Origin of the sequence: Lacrimispora amygdalina (assembly GCF_003432035.1) — a bacterium.
GTDB classification, from domain to species: domain Bacteria; phylum Bacillota; class Clostridia; order Lachnospirales; family Lachnospiraceae; genus Lacrimispora; species Lacrimispora amygdalina.
In genome coordinates this window covers 89,397-114,113 of sequence record NZ_QOHO01000013.1, presented here as the reverse complement: position 1 = coordinate 114,113, position 24,717 = coordinate 89,397, and the positions used below count along the sequence as shown (strand labels likewise).

The 24,717-nt window shown below is 44.6% G+C and carries 21 protein-coding genes; 6 read left to right on the top strand and 15 right to left on the bottom strand.

Annotated elements, in window-relative coordinates; all coding sequences use genetic code 11:
• Positions 1–48 precede the first annotated feature (48 nt).
• The 5 genes from gnpA to DS742_RS04460 form a co-directional block, all read right to left on the bottom strand.
• Entirely contained in the window at positions 49–2,205 is a 2,157-nt protein-coding gene (gene gnpA / locus DS742_RS04480) for a 1,3-beta-galactosyl-N-acetylhexosamine phosphorylase (protein WP_117415810.1), read from the bottom strand.
• Positions 2,202–3,437, bottom strand: a complete 1,236-nt coding sequence (locus DS742_RS04475; RefSeq protein WP_117415809.1) for a rhamnogalacturonan acetylesterase — start codon at positions 3,435–3,437, stop codon at positions 2,202–2,204. The genes gnpA and DS742_RS04475 overlap by 4 nt, the downstream gene beginning before the upstream one ends.
• An 84-nt stretch (positions 3,438–3,521) precedes the next feature.
• Positions 3,522–5,195 (bottom strand): extracellular solute-binding protein, encoded by a 1,674-nt coding sequence (locus DS742_RS04470; protein ID WP_117415808.1) that lies wholly within the window; start codon positions 5,193–5,195, stop codon positions 3,522–3,524.
• Between the two features lie 33 nt (positions 5,196–5,228).
• The gene (locus DS742_RS04465; protein ID WP_117415807.1) at positions 5,229–6,125 is read right to left on the bottom strand and encodes a carbohydrate ABC transporter permease; all 897 of its coding nucleotides are present in this window, start codon (positions 6,123–6,125) and stop codon (positions 5,229–5,231) included.
• A 10-nt stretch (positions 6,126–6,135) separates the two neighbouring features.
• Positions 6,136–7,092: an ABC transporter permease gene (locus DS742_RS04460; protein ID WP_117415806.1), complete on the bottom strand. Its 957-nt coding sequence runs from the start codon at positions 7,090–7,092 to the stop codon at positions 6,136–6,138.
• A 285-nt stretch (positions 7,093–7,377) separates the two neighbouring features.
• On the opposite strand from DS742_RS04460, the gene DS742_RS04455 reads away from it, so the two are divergent.
• On the top strand, positions 7,378–8,325 hold the full coding sequence (locus DS742_RS04455; protein WP_117415805.1) for a helix-turn-helix domain-containing protein: 948 nt from the start codon (positions 7,378–7,380) through the stop codon (positions 8,323–8,325).
• Here DS742_RS04455 and DS742_RS04450 read toward each other — a convergent pair whose 3' ends face one another.
• Both DS742_RS04450 and DS742_RS04445 read right to left on the bottom strand, forming a co-directional pair.
• The gene (locus tag DS742_RS04450) at positions 8,326–9,099 is read right to left on the bottom strand and encodes a hypothetical protein (protein ID WP_117415804.1); all 774 of its coding nucleotides are present in this window, start codon (positions 9,097–9,099) and stop codon (positions 8,326–8,328) included.
• Positions 9,092–9,709, bottom strand: a complete 618-nt coding sequence (locus DS742_RS04445; RefSeq protein ID WP_117415803.1) for an RNA polymerase sigma factor — start codon at positions 9,707–9,709, stop codon at positions 9,092–9,094. Before DS742_RS04445 ends, DS742_RS04450 begins: the two co-directional genes overlap by 8 nt.
• 166 nt (positions 9,710–9,875) lie before the next feature.
• Between DS742_RS04445 and DS742_RS04440 the strand changes: the two genes are divergently transcribed.
• From DS742_RS04440 to DS742_RS04425, 4 genes are all read left to right on the top strand, one after another.
• The gene (locus tag DS742_RS04440; protein ID WP_117415802.1) at positions 9,876–10,562 is read left to right on the top strand and encodes a response regulator; all 687 of its coding nucleotides are present in this window, start codon (positions 9,876–9,878) and stop codon (positions 10,560–10,562) included.
• Positions 10,549–11,538, top strand: a complete 990-nt coding sequence (locus DS742_RS04435) for a sensor histidine kinase (protein ID WP_117415801.1) — start codon at positions 10,549–10,551, stop codon at positions 11,536–11,538. Before DS742_RS04440 ends, DS742_RS04435 begins: the two co-directional genes overlap by 14 nt.
• 82 nt (positions 11,539–11,620) lie before the next feature.
• Entirely contained in the window at positions 11,621–12,307 is a 687-nt protein-coding gene (locus tag DS742_RS04430; protein ID WP_117415800.1) for an ABC transporter ATP-binding protein, read from the top strand.
• Positions 12,304–14,898, top strand: coding sequence for an ABC transporter permease (locus DS742_RS04425; protein WP_117415799.1), 2,595 nt, complete (start codon positions 12,304–12,306; stop codon positions 14,896–14,898). The genes DS742_RS04430 and DS742_RS04425 overlap by 4 nt, the downstream gene beginning before the upstream one ends.
• A gap of 108 nt (positions 14,899–15,006) precedes the next feature.
• Here the strand turns inward: DS742_RS04425 and ftsH are convergent, their stop codons facing one another.
• The 7 genes from ftsH to hemA all read right to left on the bottom strand — a co-directional run bounded on the left by ftsH (position 15,007) and on the right by hemA (position 23,081).
• Positions 15,007–16,872: an ATP-dependent zinc metalloprotease FtsH gene (gene ftsH / locus DS742_RS04420; RefSeq protein WP_117415798.1), complete on the bottom strand. Its 1,866-nt coding sequence runs from the start codon at positions 16,870–16,872 to the stop codon at positions 15,007–15,009.
• Positions 16,856–17,398 (bottom strand): flavodoxin family protein BilS, encoded by a 543-nt coding sequence (bilS, locus tag DS742_RS04415; protein ID WP_117415797.1) that lies wholly within the window; start codon positions 17,396–17,398, stop codon positions 16,856–16,858. Before bilS ends, ftsH begins: the two co-directional genes overlap by 17 nt.
• Before the next feature lie 173 nt (positions 17,399–17,571).
• Entirely contained in the window at positions 17,572–18,846 is a 1,275-nt protein-coding gene (gene hemL / locus DS742_RS04410) for a glutamate-1-semialdehyde 2,1-aminomutase (protein WP_117415796.1), read from the bottom strand.
• A 6-nt stretch (positions 18,847–18,852) separates the two neighbouring features.
• Positions 18,853–20,370 (bottom strand): uroporphyrinogen-III C-methyltransferase, encoded by a 1,518-nt coding sequence (cobA, locus tag DS742_RS04405; protein WP_117415845.1) that lies wholly within the window; start codon positions 20,368–20,370, stop codon positions 18,853–18,855.
• A 14-nt stretch (positions 20,371–20,384) separates the two neighbouring features.
• A complete protein-coding gene (gene hemC, locus DS742_RS04400; protein WP_117415795.1) occupies positions 20,385–21,287 on the bottom strand; it encodes a hydroxymethylbilane synthase in 903 nt (300 codons plus the stop codon).
• Positions 21,277–21,918 carry a precorrin-2 dehydrogenase/sirohydrochlorin ferrochelatase family protein gene (locus DS742_RS04395; protein ID WP_117415794.1) on the bottom strand — a complete coding sequence of 214 codons (642 nt, stop codon included), beginning with the start codon at positions 21,916–21,918 and terminating at the stop codon, positions 21,277–21,279. Before DS742_RS04395 ends, hemC begins: the two co-directional genes overlap by 11 nt.
• Positions 21,919–21,920: 2 nt before the next feature.
• Positions 21,921–23,081, bottom strand: a complete 1,161-nt coding sequence (gene hemA / locus DS742_RS04390) for a glutamyl-tRNA reductase (protein WP_117415793.1) — start codon at positions 23,079–23,081, stop codon at positions 21,921–21,923.
• A 239-nt stretch (positions 23,082–23,320) separates the two neighbouring features.
• Between hemA and DS742_RS04385 the strand changes: the two genes are divergently transcribed.
• Positions 23,321–23,734, top strand: coding sequence for a GNAT family N-acetyltransferase (locus DS742_RS04385; RefSeq protein WP_341457602.1), 414 nt, complete (start codon positions 23,321–23,323; stop codon positions 23,732–23,734).
• A gap of 247 nt (positions 23,735–23,981) precedes the next feature.
• On the opposite strand, the gene DS742_RS04380 is transcribed toward DS742_RS04385, so the two are convergent.
• The gene (locus DS742_RS04380; protein WP_117415844.1) at positions 23,982–24,716 is read right to left on the bottom strand and encodes an amino acid ABC transporter ATP-binding protein; all 735 of its coding nucleotides are present in this window, start codon (positions 24,714–24,716) and stop codon (positions 23,982–23,984) included.
• Position 24,717: the final 1 nt, after the last annotated feature.

The window sequence follows — 24,717 nt, the reverse complement described above, 5'->3', positions numbered from 1 at the left end:
ATTCACCAATTATTTTTTTACCTGTTGTTTCATCTGGTTTTTACGGCATTATATTTTTTTAAACACGGTTTCGTAGGGGGCAAGTTCAGCTCTCACCATGGAAGAATCCGTTTCTATGGCGGCAGTCTGTGGATTTTCGCTGTTATTAATAATTACAAGTGTCCGGCAATCCGGATACCACGCACATTCCGTTTCCGGATTATCCGTTAAATAGTTCTGTTTCAGGCTCATTTTTCTGCTGTAAAGCATGAGATTCATCAGCATTCTTGTATTGGCACAAGAAAACTGAAAGCTGCTTAAATAAATTCCGGCTCCTGCTCCAAATTCATGATAAGTGATGGCCGGCACCTGGTCTTCCTCAGCCAGAACAGAGGTTTTCCGGTCTGTTAAGTATAGCCCTTTTTTCCCTTTTATACAGGCTCCCTCCGGGATCACCCCAGGTATGGATTCTTTCTTATATTCCATGCGCCCATGGCATACTTTAGAACCAGTATCCTGGTCGATTCCCAGCACCTGTGCCATACGGAAAAAAGTATGATAGCCGTCTGCAGCAGAGGGTTCATTAACTCCTATGAAACACCCTCCCCTGTGGACAAAACGGACCGTTTCTTCTAAAATCCCATCGTCTTTCCAGCCATCTCCTCCGCTCCAGGCAGTACCTGACGCGCCTGCATTTATGAGAACATCCACATGATTTAAAGCCCCGTTTTTAATATCTTCAAAATTCAAAAACTCTACCTGCACAGGAAGCCCGGATAAAGCTTCGTTTATATGAATCAGATCATGCATATACGTTTCATGAAAATGTCCGGATAGGGTCCATGATCTTAACTTTCCCCATGCATGGACAACCGCTGCCTTTATGGGAAGTGTATATACCCCGCCTTTTTCATGCAGTTCCTTAATCTGACGGAATTCACCGGCAATATTTTCTATACAGCTGCAAAAATCCGGATACTTCTCTACCAGGTGGAGATAACCGCCAAGACCGATCCGGTCAATCTTCTGGCGGAGAATTGCACGCCGGACTCTGTTCCAGTATTCCAGCGCATCCTTTGTCGGGTTTCCTCCCGGAGCAAATGTAGGGGTTCCGTTTAACCCCACCGGAAACAGATAGGGATGAAGTCTTAATTCATGGGTTTTTACAGGCACACCTGCACAAAGCCGGGCCTCATAGCCGGAAAACACACATTTAATAATTCCATCGAAACCAATCTCGTTAAAGCTGCTGTGATACGGCTCCAGACCAATCCAGCTGTCATCGTAAAATACGCTGGCCTTTTTGCCAAAACTGTGAACCAGTTCTACCAGCTGTTTTCCATAATCCACCACAAAACGGTTTATAAATGCCATATAATCCAGCTGGCGTCTGCCTGGCGGCATGTGAGTTACGTGAAACTTCCCCTGGTTAATAAAATCCTCGGAAACAAGGCAGTAGCCATATTCCTCTTCAAACTCTTTAAGCGCTGCCGGACTTACAGTAAAATCATAAGAGCCCCAGTCACTGAACAGATTCCGTTTTCGTTCACTGCTTCCCCACATCCATGTAAAATTGTAAAAAAGAGAAGTGAAACGCACAACAGTTGTAGCAGGATGCTCCCCGCACCATGTCTTAAGCCAGCTGTATAAATAACTTCTCGTCTCCTCATGCCTTGGATCCAGAGGCATTAAATGCTCCTTTTCCCAGTGATTGGTGACATGATTATACATGGAAATCTCTTCCCATATCCGGTATGCCAGAAAATTCACAGTATACTCATGAAAGGGGCAGATCTCCATAATTGCTACTGACTGCGTTTTGGAATCATAGCTCCAGGAGGCAGGGGATATCTCCTGATTGGACGTACGGTCATACACCTGCCAGTATTTTATGGATTCGGGGCTTTCATTGACACGGAACTGGTCCTTATAAAAGTCTTCCATCAAAGGGATACTTAAGTGTCCCTCTGTTCCTGTTCTGGGTTCTGTAACCAAAAATGTCTGCTGAAGCTGCTCCGGATGGGCTTTCGCCCATTCATTGTGGTCTCTGATCAGACAGATGGTGGAATAAATTCCGTATCCCGCATTTGTCAGCTCATCAGACAGTACGGTTCCGTCACTGTCTCGTATCATATCTGCTCCCCAGCGTCTGGCAAGCTGAAGGGTCAGTTCCTCATAGCCGGATTCTCCTGGAAGGGTAAAACTTCCTTTTTCTGTCTCTCTCATAAATGTTCTCCTTTATCTATTGATAACCGGACACTCTCTTTTGGAGGTTCCCATTCAGGAGCCTCTTTCCTGTCCGGTGATATCACACCGGCATCGGCCAGGCCCTTCCATACAAAGCCAGCCATCTTCCATGCGCCATAATCATTGGTATGAGTATAATCAGAGGGGTAAAACCAGCGCCCGGACTCCTTAAGTCCATGCTCCTTTAAAAGCTCCATACTCGTTTCATGCAGATCCACCGCAGGAACCCCCATGCTCTCTGAAAGTTTCATAACCTCCCACGCATATTCTTTTAAAAGATCATTATATGTTTTACCATTTTCCAGCCAGCTGTTTCTGGCCAGTGGTGTGACCAATACTGGAATGGCTCCTTTTTCCCTTATTTCTAAAATATACTGAATCAGGTTATTCCGGTAACCTCCCTCTGCTTTTAAGTGATCAACTTTCTGGTCATTATGGCCAAACTGAAACAAACAGACATCTCCGTCACTGATTTGTTCCATGAGAATTTCATAATGCCCCTCTGACCGGAAGCTTTCTGTGGTCAGACCGGAATGGGCATGATTGGAAACTGCATAATTACCGTTTAAAAAGACAGGAAGCATCTGACCCCAGCCCCCATAGCTCTCTGCAGGATTATAAGGATATTGGGCATTCTGATCCGTCACGGTAGAATCCCCGGCAAGATACAAAGTTTTCCCTTTCCATTTCTCAATATTAAGCGTTTTTAAGCGGACCGAGCGGCTGATTACTGTTACTTTAACCGCCTCATCCCGAAAACGCCCGGTCTCCCCTCTTGGGATAAAATCGCTGATGGAGACCGGAAAAGATCCGCTCCATTCTTCCTTTGCCCTTAAACTGCCCCTCCAGACCAGCTGCCTCCTTCCGACAAATAAAAGAACCTCTTTCTCTTCTTCCTTTGCAAAAAGAGTAATGGTCATGAGGTAATTTCCCTGGTCCCCTGTATCAGCCTGAAAGGATAAGGGAATGAACATGGACTTAGAATCCACATAACAGCCGTACTCATCCTGTCTTATTGCTATCTCCTGCTGAAACTCCGGACTGGGAATAAAGCCGGTATTCAGTTCCGGCAGGCTGCACGAATGGGACGACTTAAGAGACTTCTCCTTGAAAAAGCCAAAGCCTCCGCCGGATTCATAATACCGGGAAGGTTTTACATCAATTTTCTTTTCCTTCACAGCCTCTGTATGATAAAAAACATATTCTGTCATGAACTACTCCCTTTTTTCTGTATTAGAATGAATAACCCGCCTTTAAGAAAGGGCTGATGCCAGATCTGCAGCAGCCCCATGTTCTTATTGAGCAATAAAATCTCCGGAATCAATCAGTTTCTGTTTTTCATCCAGAATCTCCTGATATCCGTTGTCTAAATATTCCTTACAATATTTCTCATACTTCGCATCCAGTTCCTCTGGTTTGCAGGTGATCATATCCACATAAAACTCCTGCCACATGGCTGTTAAATCTGCGGAATACTCTCCGGTTGCCTCAACACTCCTGGTGAAAATGGGGCTGACCAGTCCGTACTGCTCCACTTCTTTTGTATAATCATAGGATTGTTTAACCAGATCCTCATATCCGGCTGGAGCCAGAGTCCTGATATTGGCCTTTAAATTTTTTTCATCGTCACCGTAATCAGCCATTTCCGTAACCAGACACCAGTAATCTTTGTTATTATTATTGGACAGTTTGGATTCTCCTTTGAAATCCTTGACAGGCACTGCAATTTTGTCGGAATCAAGAGTATAATTAACTCCCTCCGCTCCGTTTTGTAAATAGAACAGATTCTCAGGCTGTGACATCCAGTTTAAAAACATCCAGACTGCCGCTCTTTGCTTTTCATCTGTCTTTGAGTTAATTCCCATGACCATTCCATAGGGCGGGTATTTATAGTAATATGGGTGACTATCTTTTGGTGACTGTGCAGTGGGACTTAAAACAGAGACCTCGGCCTTAGGGTCATTCGCCTTTAAGCTGTTTATTACATCTGTGTTTGCGGAGATATAAAAGGAATAGGTGCCCACATTTCCGGCAACAAAATCAGCTTTCCATGCAGCATCATCTGCATTTAAATAAAATTCCGGGTCAAGAATTCCTTCATTGAATTCCTGGTTCATGGTTTTTAAGTAAGCTTTTGTGGCACTCCAGGTAAGAGGTGCTGCATTGAGATCCAGATAAAGGTTTAAATCTTTTTTATCCGGTGAAGCTCCGATAAAGGGATACTCATAGGTATAGCTTTTATTTACAATCTGCGCTCCCAGCTTGCCAAGCCCTGCTTCCTTCCATGCTCTTGCCGCCTCCTGAAGCTCCTCTCTTGTGGCCGGTTTCTCTTTTCCTACTTTATCCAGCCAGTCCTGGCGGATGAGAGTCACCCAGTTATAATAGATGGGATTTCGCTGTGCAAAAAAGAACGTGTTCTTTCCATCCAGTTTTCCGTATTGATTTATGATTTTCTCCGCTTTCTTATAATAATCCGGTGCATAATGCTTTATTTCATCAAGATCAAGCTCCTGCATGGCGCCCTCAGAATTGTAGTTCACCGCCTGAGGCATGTCATAATGGAAAATGATATCAGGTGCATTGCCGGCTGCAATCATCTGCATGTAATCAGCAATCTCATTCTGCCTGTTGATTGCCACATACTGGACGGTCACATTGTATTTATCGCCAAATTCCTTTTGAATCCAGCGGGTGTAATAATTATTCACCGGATCCCAGCCTTCAAAGCCTCTGTCATACACAGGTATCTTAATGGTTACTTTCTCAGGAAAACCTTTGGAATAATCCGTGTAACTTTTCCCCTCTGCTTTTGTTCCGGTTTCTGCTGCCTGACTGGTTTCTTCTTTCTTACTTTCTTCAGTAGGAGCAGATGCCTCCTTTTTTGCGCTGCATCCGGACATCAGCCCTGCTGCCATTGCAAAAGCAGTCCCCCACGCTGCTGCCCTTTTCCAACTCATCCTTTTTCTCATGAATATCCTCCTTCTCTTTTCATTTCAATATCATCAGCCTTTTACCGCACCTATCATGGTTCCCTGCACAAAATATCTCTGTATGAAGGGATAAATGCAGATAATGGGCAATGTTGCAAAAATAATGCAGGAAGCTTTTAAGACCTCCGGATTTGTGATCTGGCCTGCCGCATTCCCTCCCTCTGCCTTAAAGGATTCGCTGGCGGCTACCACCAGATAATAAAGCTTCAGCTGCAGCGGTCTTAAATCCACCCGCTGCTTGATGTAAAACAGTGCATCGGAATAGGCATTCCAGCGCCCGACAGCATAAAACAGAGAAATCGTTGCTATAATGGGTTTGGAAAGCGGCACCACAATATAACTTAATATCTTAAAATGACTGGCACCGTCAATTAAAGCGGACTCAATCAGGCTGTCTGGAATGGAAGCCTTGAAATTATTTTTCATAATCAGAAAATTATAGGCTGCAAAGGACAAAGGCAGAATCATACACCACCAGGTATCCAGCATATGCAGATTGTTCATCAGTAAGTAATCCGGTATGGTACCGGCAGTGAAATACATGGTAAACATGATTAAAAAAGTCATGATTTTTCTGCCTTTGAGCTGAACCCGGCTTAAGGCATAGGCAGCGCTTATGGTAAGAAACGTTCCGATCGCTGTGAAGGAAACAGTAACAATTATGGATACATACAGGGATCTTACAATGGATGCATCCTGCAAGACTTTTCTGTATGCTTCAAAGTTAATTCCTTTTGGAAGCAGAAAGATCTTATTTGCTATGACATAGGCTTCCCTGCTGACGGACTTGGCAAATATGTGAATAAACGGAAGCAAACAAGTCATGGATATCACAAGGAGCAGAACATGAAAAAATAAGTCAGTCACAAAATCCCTTCTTCTCACTCTGGTCTGATTTTTGCTCATCATCTTTCCCTCCTTATATAAGACCATCTTCACCCAGCTTTTTGGCTATGAGATCAGCTCCGACCACAAGAGCCAGACCGATCACGGACTGGAACAGCCCCAGTGCGGTCGCTTCGCTGAATTTTCCGCTTTCAATTCCCCAGCGGTAGACTAAAACCGGAATGGTAGTGGTAAATTCTGTTGCCTTGGCATTGGCCAGGGCGTACACCCGTTCAAAAGAACCTCCCATCAGCTTTCCCAGATTCATGATCAGCAGTGTTACGATGGTACTCCGTATACACGGAAGTGTTACATGAATACACTGTTTCAGCCTTCCGGCACCATCCACTCTTGCTGCCTCATAAAGCTCAGAATTCACGCCTGTAATCGCAGCCAGATAAATAATGGTTCCCCAGCCCATGGACTGCCAGACTCCAATGAGCACATAACTGATCAGCCACCAGGTATTCTCCTGAAGAAATGGAACCGGACTGTGACCGGCATTATTAATCAGAACATTCACCACACCGCTGCTGACAGAAAAAAGGGAATAACCGATTCCTCCGATAATGACCCAGGATAAAAAATGAGGTAAGTATAAAAGTGTCTGCATAACACTTTTAAAATACCTGTTTTTGATTTCATTGAGGATCAGAGCTAAAATGACCGGCATTGGGAAACCAAAAACCAGGTCCAGGATGTTTAACAGCAGAGTATTGGTTACTGCCTGACCAAAATCCCTCTTGCCAAAAACCTTTTGAAATATGGAAAATCCCACCCAGTCACTTCCGGTATACCCCTTAGCCACCTTATAATCCTTAAATGCAATGGACAGTCCGCTGTATGGCAGGAATTTAAAGATCAGTATAAAAAGCATGGGAAGAACCATGAGTACATAAAGCTGCCAGTCCCGCTGTAAATAACGAAGAAACCGGTTCCTGTTTTTCTGTTTTCTTTGACTGCGACCTGCCCTTATTTCAGATTTAACCATAATATCCTCCCATCTCCCCGATTATCCATAACAATATTATAAAAAATGCACAATTCAGTTTCCAATCAAATCAACCTGCAAACTGTGCAGTTTCAATCATTTATTATTACGGAGCATGGAAAAGTCACAGGATTTTTCCCTCATAATTCGAGCAATCCTGCGAATTTTATTGTTTTATGGCTTTCTTTTTAATTATGCAAGCAATTATTAATCTATTATTGATTGAAATAAGAATTAGATATCATGTATAATTATAGAAGTGTAATAAGGAGGTATCAGGAACATATGTCCAAAAAGAAAAAGACTGTTATTGAATTCAGAGATTATGATTTACCAGCTCACTTTCCCGTTCTTCTTCTGACTGGAGATCATTGGAGAATCTCCGATGTTCCATCGGGGCGCCTCCATATCCATAACTGCCTGGAGATCGGAGTATGCGAGACGGACAGCGGAACGATTAAATTTGAAGATACCACTTATCCCTTTTATGCCGGAGACGTCACTGCCGTATCCTGTGATATTCCCCACACCACATACAGCGCACCTGGAACCAACAGCAAATGGTCTTATTTATTCGTGGATATGGGCGAGCTTCTCCACCCATTCTTTTCTGGTACAGATCTTCACAATGTAGAACTCTTCTCCTTTCTGGAACATCATTTAAGCCTGATTATGGGAAAAACAAAATATCCGGTCATTTATTCCATTGTCACCGAAATAATAGAAGAACTGAAAAAGAAAGAACCTGGTTATGAACTTGCTGTCCGCGGGCTCTTTCTGGCACTGGCAGCCAATCTTATGAGAGCCGCTTCCTTAAACCATAAGAAAAATGACCAGACGCCTGAAAATGCGCTGGTCATTGCACCGGCTCTGGAATTTATCCGGTATCATTATATGGAAGACTTTCCCATGGAGCAGCTTGCTGCCTTATGCAGCTTAAGTCCCGCCCATTTCAGAAGGCTGTTTTCTTCTATCATGGGAAACAGCCCCTTAGAATACTTAAATACCACCCGCATCAGAAAAGCAGCGGATTTACTCCGCATGACGGAAGAATCCGTTTTAAACATTTCCGAGCGGGTGGGGTTCCACTCCATCTCAAGCTTTAACCGGCATTTTCTTGCCATAATGGGAGAGACTCCCAGAGACTGGCGAAAACAGATGTCTATCCTGAAGGACCAGTCTCTGTTTAAATACAATGGCTGGATGTATGCGGAGGTTTTAAAGAAAAAATGATTATTTCATATCTATGACTTCCTTTGCCATGGAGGTCATAGAATTCAATTCAACATTTTCAAATGTAAACAGCAGATAATCAATTCCATTCTCTGACCAGTTTACTGATTTGAGCATCTTGCGTTCTTCCTGATCGGATCCATAGCTGATCATCATTTTTCCTTCTTCCTGAAGTTTCTTATCTTCCTCAGAAGGCTCTTGCCCCTCCGGCAGGAAAACATACTGCATTTCAGCGGAATTTAATTCAACACCCTGATAAACCTCTTTCTGACCAGGCTGGTTTTCTGCGGAAATTGTATCCTGGTGCACATGGCAGGACAGTACTACCTGAGAATTCTCACCATAATCAGCGTATGCTTCTGAATAGGTAATGACCTGATTATTATCTTCATCCATTCCCTTTACATGAGAAATATTGCCTTTCACAAATGCCATGCCATTTGTGAATTTGTCGGGAAACTTTGGAGATGCTTTCATCTGATCTTTTGATAATTCCCGTAATTCCGTTAAGGTATTTACATTTTTATCAGTTCCACTTACAAAGCTTGTGATTTTACCTGCTGCAACTGCAGTAACCGTTCCTAATACTGTAATGATAACCATTGCCGTAAATGCTGCCGTCAATTTATTTCTTCTAAATTTCATACAATTACTCCTTTTGCTTAATTTTTTATGGATTTCCAGAAGCCGCCGTTCTTCGTCCATATCCGGGGTTATTAAATCCAGTTCTGCTTTTATGAAGCGTTTAAAATCGTTCTCCGAGGTTCTAGCCATGGCAAATCCCCCTTTCCTTTTCCCCTTCCGTGATGTTATCAGCTTCCAGAAGACTCTTTAACAGTTTCCTTGCCTTAAACAGGCGGGATTTCACTGTACCCTCCATCGTTCCGGTTACCCTGGCGATTTCCTTTGTACTTAACTCATTGTAGTAATACAAAAGAATCACAGTACGGTATTTTACATCAAGTCTTTTGAGCGCAGCACGGATCTGTGCGGCAGTTTCAGCCTTCAAAACCGCTCCCAGCGGTCCTTTCTCCCTTTCATCTTCCTGAATCCACTCTGCTCTTAACTGATCTTCCTCCTGATCCAGAATACCTTCAAACGAGAGCTCCAACCTGCCCTTCTTCCTTTTCTCAGCCCGCCAGGCAGTTCTCACCAGAATCTGATAGAGCCATGGTTCAAATCGTTCCGGTTCTCTTAATTTATCTCTGTGAAGAAAGCATTTTACAAAGGTCTCCTGCAGGATGTCCTCACTGTCAGACCGGTTGCCAGTGATAAAATACGCCATACGGTATAGCTTACCGGAACAGGAACGGTATAACTCATCAAATGCAGCTTCGCTTCCGCCAAGCATGCGTTCCACCAAAGCCTTCTTTTCTTCGTTCATAACCTTTTCCTTTCCTTTTTTAGATGCATCTATATACTTAGAGTCATTCAATTCCTGAACGGTTCATTTTTTCATGACTAAATTATACTTCGGCTTGTATCTGCCGGTCAAAAGAAATATAATAGGGCGTAATGATATAAAAAATGAAAAATCGGAGGATAGACGAATGCCGCGTATATTTTTAGTTGAAGACGATAAGGCAATCGCTAAAAACCTTATGCTTTTGCTTAGCTCGGAAGGCTTTACAGTCACCCACACCTCTTCCCAGGGGGAGGCTCTTTCCTTATTAGGCGGGAATAAATCTGACCTGGCACTCATTGATATTTCTCTGCCTGATGGAAATGGATTTATTGTTTGTTCAGAGTTGAAAGAAACCCAGGATATTCCGGTCATCTTTCTGACGGCGTCCGGAGATGAAGCCAGTGTGGTTACCGGGTTAAATATGGGTGCAGATGACTATATTACAAAGCCTTTCCGTCCCCGGGAATTAATAGCACGTATCAGAACCTCCCTTCGAAAAAGCGGTCGTACCAGGTCGGATTTTGAGATTTGCGGGCTTCATGTGGATACAGCAAGCGGTATGGTGAAAAAGAACGGCTGTGAAGTTTTTCTTTCCCCATTGGAATACCGTCTTTTGCTGGTTTTTCTAAACAACCCAAAACAGATTATTACAAGGGGAATGCTGCTTGACGAATTGTGGGACGCAGCAGGCGAGTATGTCAATGACAATACACTGACGGTATATATCAAACGGCTGCGGCTGAAGATAGAGGACAACCCTGCAAGCCCAAGGATCATTGTGACCGTCCGTGGGACCGGGTATCGGTTGGGGGGCGGCCATGCTTCGGAATAAAGAGTTTCGTCAGTTTGCCATTTTGTTCTCCTTCATGGCAGCAATCACAGTTATTCTTGGATTTGCAATCAATACGGCGGCGGGAATCCTTGCCGCCTCTTCTTCTATTGCCTTTGGAACAGCATTTTTTGCATTTACCAGAGCCCGTTATAAAAGCCTTGCTCTGATTTCAGCCCAAATTGACCTTGTACTTCATAATGCAGATCATCTCTATATCGGTGAATCAGACGAGGGCGAGCTTTCCATACTGCACAGCGAGATAGCAAAAATGACGCTGCGTATCCGGGAGCAGAATGAAGCGCTAAAAAAAGAAAAGATACATCTTGCAGATTCACTGGCTGACATAGCCCACCAGCTTAAAACCCCGCTCACATCTGTAAACCTCATTGTGTCATTACTGGCAGACAGTCCGGAGGGAATCCAGAAGAAGGCACTTTTACGGGAAATGGAAGAATTGCTTGAGCGAATGGACTGGCTCATTACCACTCTGTTAAAATTATCCCGCTTTGACGCAGGCATTGTGGAGTTTAAGAGGGAGCAGACAGAGGTAAACAGCTTAATCCAATGTGCACTCCGCCCATTTCTCATCCAAATGGATCTTCACAATATGGATCTGCAAATCGAGGTTCCGGAAGGGCTGTTTATTGAGGGCGATCAAAACTGGCTTTCGGAGGCATTGCAGAACATTTTGAAAAATTGTATAGAAAGTACCGGCGGAATGGGACGGCTTCAAATTATCTGTACGGACACCCCGCTGTTTACCGGGATTACCATCCATGACAACGGTACAGGTTTTAAAAAAGAAGATCTGCCCTGCCTGTTTGACCGGTTTTACCGTGGAAAAAAAGCAGACACATCCGGATACGGGATTGGACTGTCTCTCTGTAAGAGGATAATAACAGGCCATGGAGGTACGATTACCGCCAAAAACCATCCCGAGGGAGGGGCTGTTTTTACCATACGTTTCCCAAAGTGACGAATCTCTCACTAAAAAGTCACCAGGATGTAAGTGAAAAGATCTATTATATGGGTAAACCATGAGAAAGGAGACTTACATAATGGAGTTCTTAAAAATCGAAAATCTGTGCAAGGTCTACGGAAAAGGCGAAAACCAGGTTACCGCACTTGACCATGTTTCTCTTACAATCGAAAGAGGTGGTATCACTGCTATCATCGGTTCCTCCGGCTCAGGCAAATCCACATTGCTTCACATCATTGGAGGCGTAGATGTGCCCACAAGCGGAAAGGTATACTTAGATGGTCAGGATATATACGCCCAAAACAATGATAAACTGGCTGTCTTCCGCAGACGGCAGGTCGGACTGATATACCAGTTTCATAACCTCATCCCCACTCTCAATGTGGTGGAAAACATCACCCTTCCTGTCCTGATGGACAAGCGGGCAGTCAACGAGGAGCGGCTGAATGATCTGCTTATCATGCTGGGACTTGAGGACCGGAAAACCCACTTACCCAACCAGCTTTCCGGCGGCCAGCAGCAGCGCGTTTCCATCGGACGCGCTTTAATGAACGCTCCGGCTGTTATGCTTGCCGACGAACCCACCGGCAGTCTTGACAGCCGAAATGGGCATGAAATTATCAGACTGCTGAAAGAAAGCAATAAAAAATATGGGCAGACCCTTATTCTCGTCACTCATGATGAAAATATCGCCCTGCAGGCAGACCGCATAATCGGCATATCTGACGGCAGAGTCACGCGGGATGAGAGGCTGGTGCGGTCATGAATATTTTTAACAAAGTCACTTTACAGAGCATGAAAAAAAACCGGACCAGAACAATTGTCACGATAATCGGGGTTATTTTATCTGCCGCCATGATTACGGGAGTCGCGGCCTTTGGCACTTCCCTGTTAAATTTTCTTGTAAGGGGTTCTATCGTAAAGTACGGGGGATGGCATGTTGAGTTTATGGATGTAGATTCCTCTTTCATCCGGGAACGGGCCCACGATAAAGGGGTTACAAGCACAGCAGCGATTGAAAATATCGGCTATGCCGTGCTAGACGGAGCAAAAAGCCCCGAAAAACCCTATCTCTTTATTGCCGGATTCGGCGAGGATGCCTTTCATACCCTTCCCATAAAACTGATTTCCGGCAGGCTTCCTGAAAACAGCGGTGAAATTCTCATCCCGTCTCACGTTGCAGCAAAAGGCGGTGTCCGGTTCAGGGTGGGCGATACACTTTCCCTTTTAGTCGGAAACCGTACTGACGGAAACAGAAGTCTTGGCCAGCACAATCCCTGTCAGCCCGGGGAAATATCCGGATCTGTGAAAGAAGCGTTTGTGCCAAAGACAGAAAAAACCTACAAGGTTGTGGGAATCTGTGAAAGACCTGGGTTTGAAGAACATTCTGCACCGGGATACACTCTGATAACGAAATCGGACAGCAAAGACCAGGCAGACAGCTACAGCCTGTTTGTCACATTGAAAAAACCGCATCAGGTCAGGGCTTACGCGGGGCGCACTGCCGGATCACCTGCTTTCATACTTAATGATTACGTACTGCGTTTCATGGGCATTTCGGACAACAATCTGTTTAACACGTTTCTGTACACGATTGGCGGGATTTTAGTTGCAATCATAATGACAGGTTCCATTTTTCTGATTTATAATTCGTTTAACATCTCCATGAATGAACGCATACGCCAGTTCGGAATTCTATCGTCAGTAGGCGCTACTGCAAAGCAGCTGCGAAATTCTGTTTTGTTTGAAGGACTTTGCATTGGCGGCATCGGCATACCCATCGGTGTAATAACCGGTATAGGCAGTGTGGGACTTCTGCTTCCCATTGTTGCAGGGAAATTTAAAAACATACTCTACAGCACCGTACCTTTAACCCTGTCGGTATCATTCTCTGCCATTGCAGCAGCGGCGGCGGTCAGTCTGGCAACCATTTTAATTTCGGCCTACATACCGGCCAGAAAGGCTGCAAACACTCCAGTAATAGAAAGCATCCGCCAGACCAACGAGATTAAAGCCGAATCAAAAACCGTAAAGACGTCAAAATTCCCCCAACGTTTTTATGGTTTGGAGGGAACTCTCGCCCTTAAGAATTTTAAGAGAAACAAGAAGCGATACCGCAGCATTGTTCTGTCCCTTGTCTTAAGCGTGGTTCTGTTTGTTTCGGGAAATTCTTTTGGATCTGCATTAAAACGGCTTTCACAACTGTATGTCATAAATATAGACTATGATATCCTTTTTTCCACTGAGGACATGGATGACAGCGAGCTGTTTTCTCTTTATAACAAACTGAAAACTGCTGATGGAGTCTATGACAGCTCGTATCAGGAGATTTTCCCGTATTCATGTACAGTAAATGCCGGGAATCTTTCAACTCGTTACCGGGAATACGCGGGTGATACAGCAGCTAATGAAACAGTTCACCTGCCAATGGACCTCCAGTTTATTCCTGACAGTGAATATCTCAAATTCATCAGAGAATTGGGCCTGCCGCCAGAAGAATATACAGGAACAGGCGAGAAAACGATTGCCGTTGCCAAACAACGGGTTGATCAAAAACAGGCACCATCGGAAGTGTTTGATCTATTTGCCGAACCTTCCATTCATTGCAGCATCGCACCCGAATCCAATGACAGGCAAGCAATGACACCGGGCCAAAATATGAACATTACATTCGTAGATACCTATCCGGTAGATCCGCCCCCAAAGCAATCTTTCACAGCCAGGCAGAATCCATGCGTGTTTATGATGATAGCGCCCTATTCAATGAAAGATCAGTTTCAAACCCGGAATCTTCAGGCTAATGCAGGCCTGTCCTTCCGGTCTGCGAACCCAGACCAGTCAGCAGCAGAAATGGAAACGATGATTCAGGGCATGGGTATAACATCTGCATATACTCTGCACAATGTGTATGAGATGCTGGAACAATATCACAGTTTGTCCTTTGTAATTAATGTGTTTACTTATGTTTTCGTCATCATGATTTCATTGATTGCAGCCGCCAATGTATTTAACACGATCTCCACCAATATCAGGCTGCGCAGAAAAGAGCTGGCTATGCTCCGCTCAATTGGAATGCCGGACCCCGCTTTTAACCGGATGATGAACTTCGAGTGCATCTTTTATGGCATGAGGACGCTGCTGTTCGGACTCCCATTAGCGGGAATCATTTCATGGCTGATTTACAAAGGACTGGCCTGTGCAGAACAGATAGATCATTTCGAATTTCTATTCCCCTGGGGCAGTATGGCAGTCAGTGTGTCCGGCGTACTCTTTCTTGTATTTATTACAATGCTGTATGCCACCCGCAAGATAAAAAAAGAAGATATCATTGACGCACTTAGGGATGATATAACTTAATTGATTTTAATCAGACCTCTCAGCCAGCAGCGGAAAAAAAGAAGAATCAGATGTGATATGTCTCTGATTCTTCTTTTTATTTTGTTAAACAGGAGCAGTCATGGGGCGTCAGCCCTTTACCGCTTCTTTCTTAAAAATCTCCATAAACTCTTCTCCGGTTATGGTCTCTCTTTCTAACAGATACTCCGCGATTTCATGAAGCTTGTTCAAATTGTTCTTTAAAATCTCATAAGCCTTCTGGTGCTGCTGCCGCACAATTCCTATCACCGCTTCATCAATCCGCTTTGCGGTATCAGGGGAACAGGCAAGGGAAGTGTCTCCGCCCAGATACTGATTGGTCACTGTCTCAAGCGCGACCATATCAAATTCATCGGTCATGCCGTAACGGGTAACCATGGCCCTTGCGATTCTTGTGGCCTGCTCAATATCGTTTGATGCACCGCTGGTAACGGTCTGAAAAATCAGTTCCTCTGCTGCCCTTCCGCCGGTAAATGTGGCAATCTTATTGAGCGCCGCTTCCTTGGTCAGAAGATGGCGTTCTTCTTCATCAACCTGCATGGTATATCCAAGTGCTCCAGAGGTTCTGGGTATAATGGTAATTTTATGAACTGGTGCGGATTGTGTCTGGGAAGCTGCAACCAGCGCATGCCCCACTTCGTGGTATGCAATGATCTTCTTTTCTTCCACATTGACAGAAGCGTCCTTTTTCTGATATCCGGCGATGACCACTTCCACACTTTCTTCCAGATCAGTCTGAGTCACTGTTTTCCTGCCCATGCGGACGGCTCTCAATGCAGCTTCATTAATTATATTTGCCAGCTCCGCTCCGCTTGCGCCTGAGGTTGCAAGGGCAATTCCGTGGAAATCCACATCATCGGAAAGCTTTACATTTCTTCCATGTACTTTTAAAATGGCTTCGCGCCCGTTTAAATCCGGCAGTTCCACGGGTATCCGGCGGTCAAAACGGCCGGGGCGCAAAAGAGCTTTGTCTAAGGAATCCGGCCGGTTGGTAGCAGCCAGAATCACTACTCCTTTTTTGCCGTCAAATCCATCCATCTCAGCCAGAAGCTGATTAAGAGTCTGTTCCCGCTCGTCATTGCCGGAAAATCCGCCGCCGTCACGCTTCTTTCCAATGGTATCAATCTCATCAATAAATACGATGCAGGGAGCTTTATCATTGGCCTGTTTAAATAAATCCCGGACTTTCGCAGCCCCCATACCTACAAACATCTCTACAAATTCCGAACCGGATATGGAGAAAAACGGAACATGAGCTTCTCCTGCCACTGCTTTGGCAAGAAGGGTTTTACCTGTTCCGGGAGGTCCCACAAGCAGGGCTCCTTTTGGAAGCGAGGCTCCGATGGAAGCATATTTACCGGGATTATGAAGGAAATCCACGATCTCCTTTAATGCTTCCTTTGCTTCTTCCTGACCGGCTACATCAGTGAAATTTTTTCCGGTTTCAGATTCCGCATAAATTTTCGGATTGGATTTACCAAATGACATGGTATTTCCGCCCATCCTCTTTTGCATCTGACCGGATAAAAAGTTACCCAGAAATACAAAAATCAGTATGGGAACAATCCAGGTTAAAAGAATGGAAATCAGGGGAGACATCTGCTGTACAATGGTCTTTTCAAACTGCACGTTGTGGGCAATGAGCCTTTCTGTCAGTGTTTCATCAGGCCAGATTCCCGTCTTGTAAACGGTGTAGACCGGTTTACCGTCCCAGTCCTTTTTTCCTGTATCGGATTTAAACTGAATCTCCGTATCCGTTTTGGCAACTGCCTGAACCTTTCCCTGGTCCACCATCTCCAAGAATGTGCTGTAGGGTACCTCAGTCACTGCTTTCGACTGAAGCCACGGCACAGCCATGGCATTGAATAAAATCATCAAAACCAATACAATCATGTAATAATAAATAAATGGTTTCTTATGGTTCTTTCCGGAATTCCCATCATCTTTTAATCCCATCGCGCTCCTCCTTTTTCTTTTGAATCCGGTTTAATACCGATTCCGTAAACACACATGCCTGATCTAAATCTTCTTTATTGGGATGGAGCATGGCATCTTCATAGGCTGCTATCATCTCCCTGATCTGGGGTGTATCATGCTGTGCCCGCATCTGTCTGCACTTCTCCAGCACTTTAGGCCCCATCTTACCTCCGCATAAAAAGCATCCCAGGTATTCATTATCTTCCGGCAGAAAAACAGAAACCTGCTTTTCCACCTGCTTTAAATATTCTTTATTTTCAAATATTCCGCAGGTACCAAACAAAGCAATCTTTTTGTCATGGAGGTCGGAGAGGAAATCAATCACTTCTGTTGTACAAATTCCCCTGTTGTTCCAGAATCCTACAAAATACGTATCTGCTTCTTCTCCATGGTACTCCTCCAGATTAACAATATCCTTCGATTTTCCCGGAAGCGCTTCAAAAATCTTCATGGCTACCTTCTGAGTGTTTCCGGTTTTACTTGTATACACAACTAAATAGTCCATATATTTCGCCTCCTCTATCAATAAAATATACCAAAACCTTGTATTTATCAATAGATTCCGCTAAATGTTAATACAATTTATGTAACTTTTAGAATTTATACTTCTTCTTTTATAACAATAAAAAAAGAGGATGATACAGATAAATTTCTGCAACATCCTCTATGCATTTCTGGTTATAAATTTACCGCCGCTTCTTTCATAATTCTCTTAGTCTCGTCTAAATCTTCCTGAGTATGAGCGGCCGATAAAAACAGAATCTCAAACTGAGAAGGCGCTGTGTATATTCCATGCTCAAGGAGATAATGAAAATACTTTGCATACATCCGTGTATCCGATTTTAAAGCCGATTCATAATCCACCACCGGGTGTTCCGCAAAAAATACGCTGAATAAGGAACCTGCCTGGTTAACCTGTGCCTTTGGAAGTACCTCTTTCAAAGTCTGCACCAGTGTATCCGCTTTTTTCTCCAGAGAGGAATAGAGATCCGGCCGTTCCATCAGGGCTTTCACAGTTGCAATTCCTGCTGCAGTTGCAATGGGGTTTCCGGACAGCGTTCCTGCCTGATATACCTTTCCAAGAGGCGAAACAACTTCCATGATTTCCTTACGTCCGCCGTAAACCCCCATGGGCATGCCGCCTCCCGCAATTTTACCAAGAGTGGTCAGATCTGGTTTTACCTTATAATATTCCTGAGCTCCGCCAAGAGCCATACGAAAACCTGTGATCACTTCATCAAAGATTAACAGAGCTCCATACCTGGTTGTGATATCTCTTAAAAATTCAAGGAAACCCGGTTTTGGAGCCACCAGTCCCATATTCGCTGCAACAGGCTCCACCACAACCGCTGCGATCTCCCCGGGATACTGAAAAAACAGCTCTTCCACTGTATCTTCCTGATTGTAACCGGCTAACAGCGTGTGTTTCGTATAGGATGCAGGCACACCGGCGCTGTCCGGTGCGCTGCCTGTGAGGGCTCCGGAACCTGCCTTTACCAAAAGGCCATCGGAATGTCCGTGATAGCAGCCCTTAAATTTAATGATCTTATCTCTTCCCGTAAAACCCCTTGCTGCGCGAATGGCGCTCATCACAGCTTCCGTTCCGGAGCTGACCATTCTCATCATTTCCATGGAGGGGATGCATTCTGTAATCAGCTTTCCAAGTTCCAGCTCTCTTCTCGTAGGTGCACCATAGGATAAGCCGGAAAGGCAGGCCTCCCTGACTGCTTCTACCACAGGCTTATATGCATGTCCCAGAATACAGGGCCCCCAGGAATTCACATAATCAATGTATTCATTTCCATCTTCATCAAAGATATGGGATCCTTCTGCTTTTTTAATAAAAACGGGAGTTCCTCCTACGGAGCCAAAGGCTCTCACAGGGCTGTTGACCCCGCCTGGAAAACAGTTTCCGGACTCTTTAAATAGTTTTTTTGACTCTTCAGTGTTCATCGTCATTTACTCCTTTTCCCTGCACCAGTCCTGACAGATGACTTCTGTCAGCCCTGAAATACTGTATACCGGTGCAATTAAATCTGCCTCTCTTCCATACCGGCAAAGTGCCTTTGCAGTGATATCCCCGATGCAGACCACCTTTAAAGAAGCTAGAGAGGGAAGGACTTTCTCTCTTGCTCCCTGGAAAAATGCATCCACACCCGAAGCACTTGCAAATGTTAAATAATGAAGGGGAGCCAATACCTTTTCCATACTCTCCTGCTCACTTTTTTTTAACGCCACATCATAAAGCACAATATCATCATAAAACACCCCGGCTTCATCAAGTACCCGGTTAAGTTCCGGCGATCCGCCTGCAGACCTTGGAATAAGCAGCCGGTCCTCTTTTGTAAGCAGGGATTTTAATCCTTCTGCAAGATCCTTTACCTGATAGCAGTCAGGGATATAATCGGCATGAAAGCCGGTTTTAAGCAGTTCATCTGCTGTTCCTTTCCCAATTGCCGCAAACCTTATGGTTCCCAGTAAACGCAAGTCATAACCGCCTTCAAAAAGCCCGGTAAAAAATTCTCTCACTGCATTGGCACTGGTAAATACCAGCCAGGAATAGGACTTAAGACTTTTATATGCTTCCTTCATCGCCTCACCGGACCGGTGGGACTGAGTGGATAACGTTAATACATTGTCAGTCATTCCTCCATATTTTAAAAGTTCCCGGCGAAGCCTTCCTGCAAACGATTCTGTTCCGGTAATGCCGATCCGGCAGCCCTTTAGCGGCAGACTTAACGTAGAGGAAAAATCCAGGGCTGCCACATCTCCCGCCACAATAATTGCAGGACTTTTTATTTCTGCCTGTTCTGCCCTGTTTTCAATATCTGCAAGAGTCCCCCTCACCGTTCTCTGTTCCGGAAGAGTTCCGTTTTCAATCACTGCTGCCGGTGTGTCTTCTGGCTTTCCATTTTTTATAAGTCCATTAACAATCAGAGAAAGATTGGAAAGACCCATTAAAAATACCAGAGTTCCGGAAAGCTTTGCAAAGGAATCAAAATCAGGAGGAAGCGTCCCATTATCAGAAAGCGTATGACCTGTCATTACATGAAAGCTTCGGCTCACCGCTCTGTGTGTCACGGGAATCCCGGCCATGGAAAGCGCTGCCACCGCTGAGGTCACACCGGGAACCACCTCAAAGGGGATTCCCGCTTCCGAAAGTGCCAGAATCTCCTCTCCTCCCCGTCCAAATACAAAAGGATCTCCTCCTTTTAAACGGACCACGTTTAAGCCTTCCTCTGCCAGTTCCACTAAGAGGCGGTTAATCTCCTCCTGTTTCATGGAATGGGCCCCTGCCCGCTTCCCCACATAAATCTTTCTGCAATGGTCCGGCACCTCATCGAGGAAATAATCCGAAGCAAGGGAGTCATAAACCAGCGCATCACAGCTTCCAAGCCGGTTTAATCCTTTTTGGGTAATGAGGCCCGGATCACCTGGTCCCGCACCGACTAAGTATACCACTCCATTTCTCTTCATGACATCCTCCATTTTCAATTAAGTCTCTTTGCAGCCTGTTCTGCCAGACTGTCCAGTTCCTCTGTTTTTCCCCGAAGATGGATTTTTTTCACCTGGTCCTCTCTCCTGCTGATTCCAAAGACCTCGATCTGTCCTTCTTTTATACGTGAATAAACTCCCACCGGTTCATGACAGCCTGCATTTAAAAGCTTCAATATCTTCCGCTCCAGGGTCAGGCATAATCTGGCATCCTTATTCTCAATTGCCGAAATTCCGGGCCAGGTCTCCATCCCCGCTCTTCCTTCTACAGCCAGAATTCCCTGACCTCCAGCCGGAATCATGGTCTCACAGTCAAAATAATGGTAATGAAAGGCCGGGTCTGACTGAATACCCAGGCGGTTTAATCCTGCTGCTGCAAGGATGATTCCATCAAAATCACCTTCCAAAAGCCGCTTTAAACGTGTCTGTACATTGCCTCTTAAATTCTCACACCGGACCGGAATCCCCTTCCATAAGGAGCTTCCGATCTCTTCGATCTGAATCCTTCTGCGTAAACTGGAAGTACCAATGATAATCGTATCTTTTTTATTGAAATCACTGCCTTTTAAGGTAATCAGCACATCTCTCGGATCCTCACGCTCAGGAACAGCCACAATTTTCAGGCCTTCCTTTAAATCCATGGGAAGATCCTTTGCGCTGTGGACAGCCAAATCAATCTCTCCCTGCAGGAGCGCATCTTCAAACTCTGTTACAAACACCCCTTTTCCGCCAAACTCCAAAAGCGGCTTATTGAGTATCCGGTCTCCTTCTGTCTGCTTTTTCACCAGCTGGGCTGTAATCCCCGGAGAAACTCTTATCAAAGCATCCGCAACCAGCTGGGTCTGGGCTACGGCAAGTGCACTTTTTCTGGTTCCTATGCGTATGATATCACTGTTCATGTTCCCCAAGTTTCCTTTCTATCAGTTCTATGGCCTGCTCTCTGGTAAATACTCCGCCCTGTCTGATTCCCTCTTTTACCATGGTCTTAAAAATCTCAGTTCTGACCGCAAGGGAGGGTACCTTTTCCTTTACCAGCTCCCGGTACGTGCCAAGCTGGCTGGCGAGCATTCCAAATCCTGAGGGAATTGCCTCTTGAAACCTTTTTTTTAAGTATTGGGCAATGGTAGGAGAACTGCCTCCCGTAGATATCCCCACTACAATATCCTCCTCCTTAATCAAAGCCGGAAAAATAAAACTGCATTCTTCCTGTACATCCACCACATTCACAGGAATCTTCCGGCGCCTGCAAATAACAGATATGTGTCTGTTCAGTTCTTCATCTGACGTTGCGGCAATCACAAAATCCGCCTCCTGTATATCCCGGTCTTCAAATCCACGCTTAATAAGAGTCATGGATTTCTCACACCGGGAAGCAAGCTGTTCCATCTCAGGAATCATCTCCACGGCAACTACGGTAATTTCCGGCCCGAAGTCTTTTAACACAAGTGCCTTTCTGTAAGCCACCATTCCACCGCCTGCAATCAGGCACTTTTTCCCTTCAAGCTCTACAAAAAACGGAAAATAAGCCATTGTCACTCCTCCCTCAACCAGTCCTTTAAACCATCTAAAGTCCGAAGCACCACCTTTAACTCTTCGCTGGTAACATGATCCCGAATGCGGTATAAAAGGGTATCAAGCCTCTTTCCGGACAATGCCTCTTTTAATTCTTCCATCTGAGAAATGTAAGGGTGGAACAAAACTTCCTTTAACGCTCCATCCAGTTCTTCTTCCATAATCTCCCTGGCACAATCCAGCTCTTTCAGCTTGATTTCTGTATTGTTCTTAGATAATGTTTCAAAATAATCAATGTCATATAAAGTGAGTCCGGGAATATCCCTGATCTCAGGGTCCATATCAACCGGAACCGCTACATCAATAAAAAGCCGATCTTTTCCTGGCTTGATCCATTTGTCCAGTTCTTCTCTGGTCACAGTATAGTGAGGCCCTAACGTTGCGCTGATCACCACATCCATATCATCCATATGTTTGTAACGTTCTTTGTAATCCACTTCCCGGATCCGGTCGCTATCCACTTTCAGCAGCAGGTCTGAGGAATGGGTTCTCACGGTTCCCGTCACCCGGATTCCAGGCTTGCATAACAGATTCTTGGTTATGGTGCTGCCCATCTTCCCGGTCATGCCGATGACCATTACATCTTTGTACTCTCCCTCCCTGTTTAAATGAAATACTTCATTCGCAACAAGTGTTGCTATAGAAAGAGGGGTTCTGGAAAGTCTGGTATCCGTTTTAATCCGTTTTGCTGCAGCCATCGCTTTTTGAAATAACACATTCAGCTCATAATCTGCAGCCCCATTTTCTTTGGAATACTGATACGCTTCTCTTACCTGTCCCAGTATCTCATCTTCCCCTAAAACCATGGAATCAAATCCACAGGCAACCTTAAACAAATGACGGATGGCACTCTCTTCATTATATACATTTAAATACTTCATTAACTCTCCCAGGCGCACTCCCTTTAAACCGGCAGCCTCCCGCTGGAGCTCACCAATGGCATATTTTGACCCTGAAACATAGATCTCACTGCGGTTGCAGGTACAAAGCACAACTACACCTGTTATAGAATCCTTATTCAATAGTCTGTCTATTAATTCAGCCTTTTCTTTCGTACTGAAGGCAAACTTTTCTCTGATATTCACCGGAGCTTTTTTATGGCTCACACTCATACAATACATGTTCTTTCCAGCTTTCTTCTCTTAACCTTGTAATTAAAACCACGTTCCTATTCTACCACAACCCCATACACAGGGCAATGGAGTGTTAAAACTCCAATTGCATTTTTTCAGATGCCATGTATAATAAGAGAAATACTTTTGAATAGGAGAACATGCATATGAAGATAAGGACGGTAAGACCAGAAGATGCTGATCTGCTGATAAAAATGTTAAAGCAGCTGGATACGTAAACCAGTTTTATGATGTATGAACCCGGAGAACGGACAGCAACGGCTGATGATATGAAGAATAGAATCGAACAATGGGAAAGATCCGGGTCCCTTTTTCTTCTGCTGGAAAATGAGAGCGGTTTGGCCGGTTTTCTTTCAGCCTCCAGAGGAGAACCGCGGAGAATCCGCCACAGTGCCTATCTGGTCATTGGAATTTTAAAAGACTACAGAGGACATGGATATGGAGCAATGCTTTTTCAGAAAATGGAACAATGGGCAAGAGAAAATGGAATAACAAGACTGGAACTGACCGTCATGGCTGAGAATGAACAGGCGCGCCATTTGTATGAAAAAATGGGATTTATCATTGAAGGGAAGAAAGAACGTTCCATGATTGTAGATGGCAGAGCAGTTGATGAATATTATATGGCAAAACTTTTGTGAGCGAAATTGACTAAAGTCAGTCTTGTTAAAATAGTCGTGATACAGTGAACATAGAAAAGGAACAGCCGCCCACAAGGGGTTGACCTGTTAAAGAGATAGCGAAGCCACCCTGTAACGCGAATGTTCCATATTTCTATGGTAACATATTCCTTTTTAATCTTAAATTGAATTTTATATACTATAAAAAATCAGAAAAACCGGAACTTCCTATCACGTAACAGGATCCCCGGTTTTTCATATTATTCTTTTAAAGCACCTTGCTTAAAAACAGCTTCAGTCTGTCATTCTTTGGATTTGCAAAAAATTCTCCAGGTTCGTTCTCCTCCAGAAAATATCCGCCATCCATAAACATGACTCTGGTTGCCACCTCTCTGGCAAATCCCATCTCATGAGTAACCACTACCATGGTCATCTTTTCTTCCGCCAGTTCCCGCATAACGGTTAACACTTCTCCAACCATCTCGGGGTCAAGTGCAGAAGTCGGTTCATCGAACAGCATAACATCCGGATTCATACACAAAGCACGGACTATGGCAATTCTTTGCTTTTGCCCGCCGGAAAGCTGATTGGGATATGCATCCGCCCGGTCTGCCAGACCTACCTTATTAAGAAGCTTTATGGCCTGTTCTTTTGCTTCTTTTTCACTTTTTCCCTGCAATTTTACCGGTGCAATAGTTAAATTCTTTAAAATTGTCATATGAGGGAATAAGTTAAACTGCTGGAAAACCATACCCATTTTCTGGCGGTGCTTGTCAATATCGGTTTTCTTGTCCACGATATCCGCGCCTTCAAAAAGAATATGACCGCCACTGGGCTCTTCCAGCCTGTTTAAGCAGCGTAAAAATGTGCTTTTTCCCGAACCGGAGGGTCCGATGACACAAACCACATCTCCCTTGTAAATATCAACGGAAATGTCTTTTAATACTTCCATCTCACCGAATTTTTTTCCCAGATTCTGTACCTGAATCAGAGGTTTTTCCATG

Excerpts from the sequence above, each read along its gene's own strand:
- DS742_RS04450 (WP_117415804.1), bottom strand. The coding sequence starts at position 9,099 with ATGGCTAGAACCTCGGAGAACGATTTTAAACGCTTCATAAAAGCAGAA.
- hemC (WP_117415795.1), bottom strand. The coding sequence starts at position 21,287 with ATGAACAGTGATATCATACGCATAGGAACCAGAAAAAGTGCACTTGCC.
- DS742_RS04385 (WP_341457602.1), top strand. The coding sequence starts at position 23,321 with ATGATGTATGAACCCGGAGAACGGACAGCAACGGCTGATGATATGAAG.
- DS742_RS04465 (WP_117415807.1), bottom strand. The coding sequence starts at position 6,125 with ATGATGAGCAAAAATCAGACCAGAGTGAGAAGAAGGGATTTTGTGACT.
- DS742_RS04430 (WP_117415800.1), top strand. The coding sequence starts at position 11,621 with ATGGAGTTCTTAAAAATCGAAAATCTGTGCAAGGTCTACGGAAAAGGC.
- DS742_RS04475 (WP_117415809.1), bottom strand. The coding sequence starts at position 3,437 with ATGACAGAATATGTTTTTTATCATACAGAGGCTGTGAAGGAAAAGAAA.
- bilS (WP_117415797.1), bottom strand. The coding sequence starts at position 17,398 with ATGGACTATTTAGTTGTGTATACAAGTAAAACCGGAAACACTCAGAAG.
- DS742_RS04445 (WP_117415803.1), bottom strand. The coding sequence starts at position 9,709 with ATGAACGAAGAAAAGAAGGCTTTGGTGGAACGCATGCTTGGCGGAAGC.
- DS742_RS04425 (WP_117415799.1), top strand. The coding sequence starts at position 12,304 with ATGAATATTTTTAACAAAGTCACTTTACAGAGCATGAAAAAAAACCGG.
- DS742_RS04470 (WP_117415808.1), bottom strand. The coding sequence starts at position 5,195 with ATGAGAAAAAGGATGAGTTGGAAAAGGGCAGCAGCGTGGGGGACTGCT.
- DS742_RS04440 (WP_117415802.1), top strand. The coding sequence starts at position 9,876 with ATGCCGCGTATATTTTTAGTTGAAGACGATAAGGCAATCGCTAAAAAC.
- DS742_RS04395 (WP_117415794.1), bottom strand. The coding sequence starts at position 21,918 with ATGGCTTATTTTCCGTTTTTTGTAGAGCTTGAAGGGAAAAAGTGCCTG.
- DS742_RS04460 (WP_117415806.1), bottom strand. The coding sequence starts at position 7,092 with ATGGTTAAATCTGAAATAAGGGCAGGTCGCAGTCAAAGAAAACAGAAA.
- hemA (WP_117415793.1), bottom strand. The coding sequence starts at position 23,081 with ATGTATTGTATGAGTGTGAGCCATAAAAAAGCTCCGGTGAATATCAGA.
- hemL (WP_117415796.1), bottom strand. The coding sequence starts at position 18,846 with ATGAACACTGAAGAGTCAAAAAAACTATTTAAAGAGTCCGGAAACTGT.
- cobA (WP_117415845.1), bottom strand. The coding sequence starts at position 20,370 with ATGAAGAGAAATGGAGTGGTATACTTAGTCGGTGCGGGACCAGGTGAT.
- ftsH (WP_117415798.1), bottom strand. The coding sequence starts at position 16,872 with ATGGGATTAAAAGATGATGGGAATTCCGGAAAGAACCATAAGAAACCA.
- gnpA (WP_117415810.1), bottom strand. The coding sequence starts at position 2,205 with ATGAGAGAGACAGAAAAAGGAAGTTTTACCCTTCCAGGAGAATCCGGC.
- DS742_RS04380 (WP_117415844.1), bottom strand. The coding sequence starts at position 24,716 with ATGGAAAAACCTCTGATTCAGGTACAGAATCTGGGAAAAAAATTCGGT.
- DS742_RS04455 (WP_117415805.1), top strand. The coding sequence starts at position 7,378 with ATGTCCAAAAAGAAAAAGACTGTTATTGAATTCAGAGATTATGATTTA.
- DS742_RS04435 (WP_117415801.1), top strand. The coding sequence starts at position 10,549 with ATGCTTCGGAATAAAGAGTTTCGTCAGTTTGCCATTTTGTTCTCCTTC.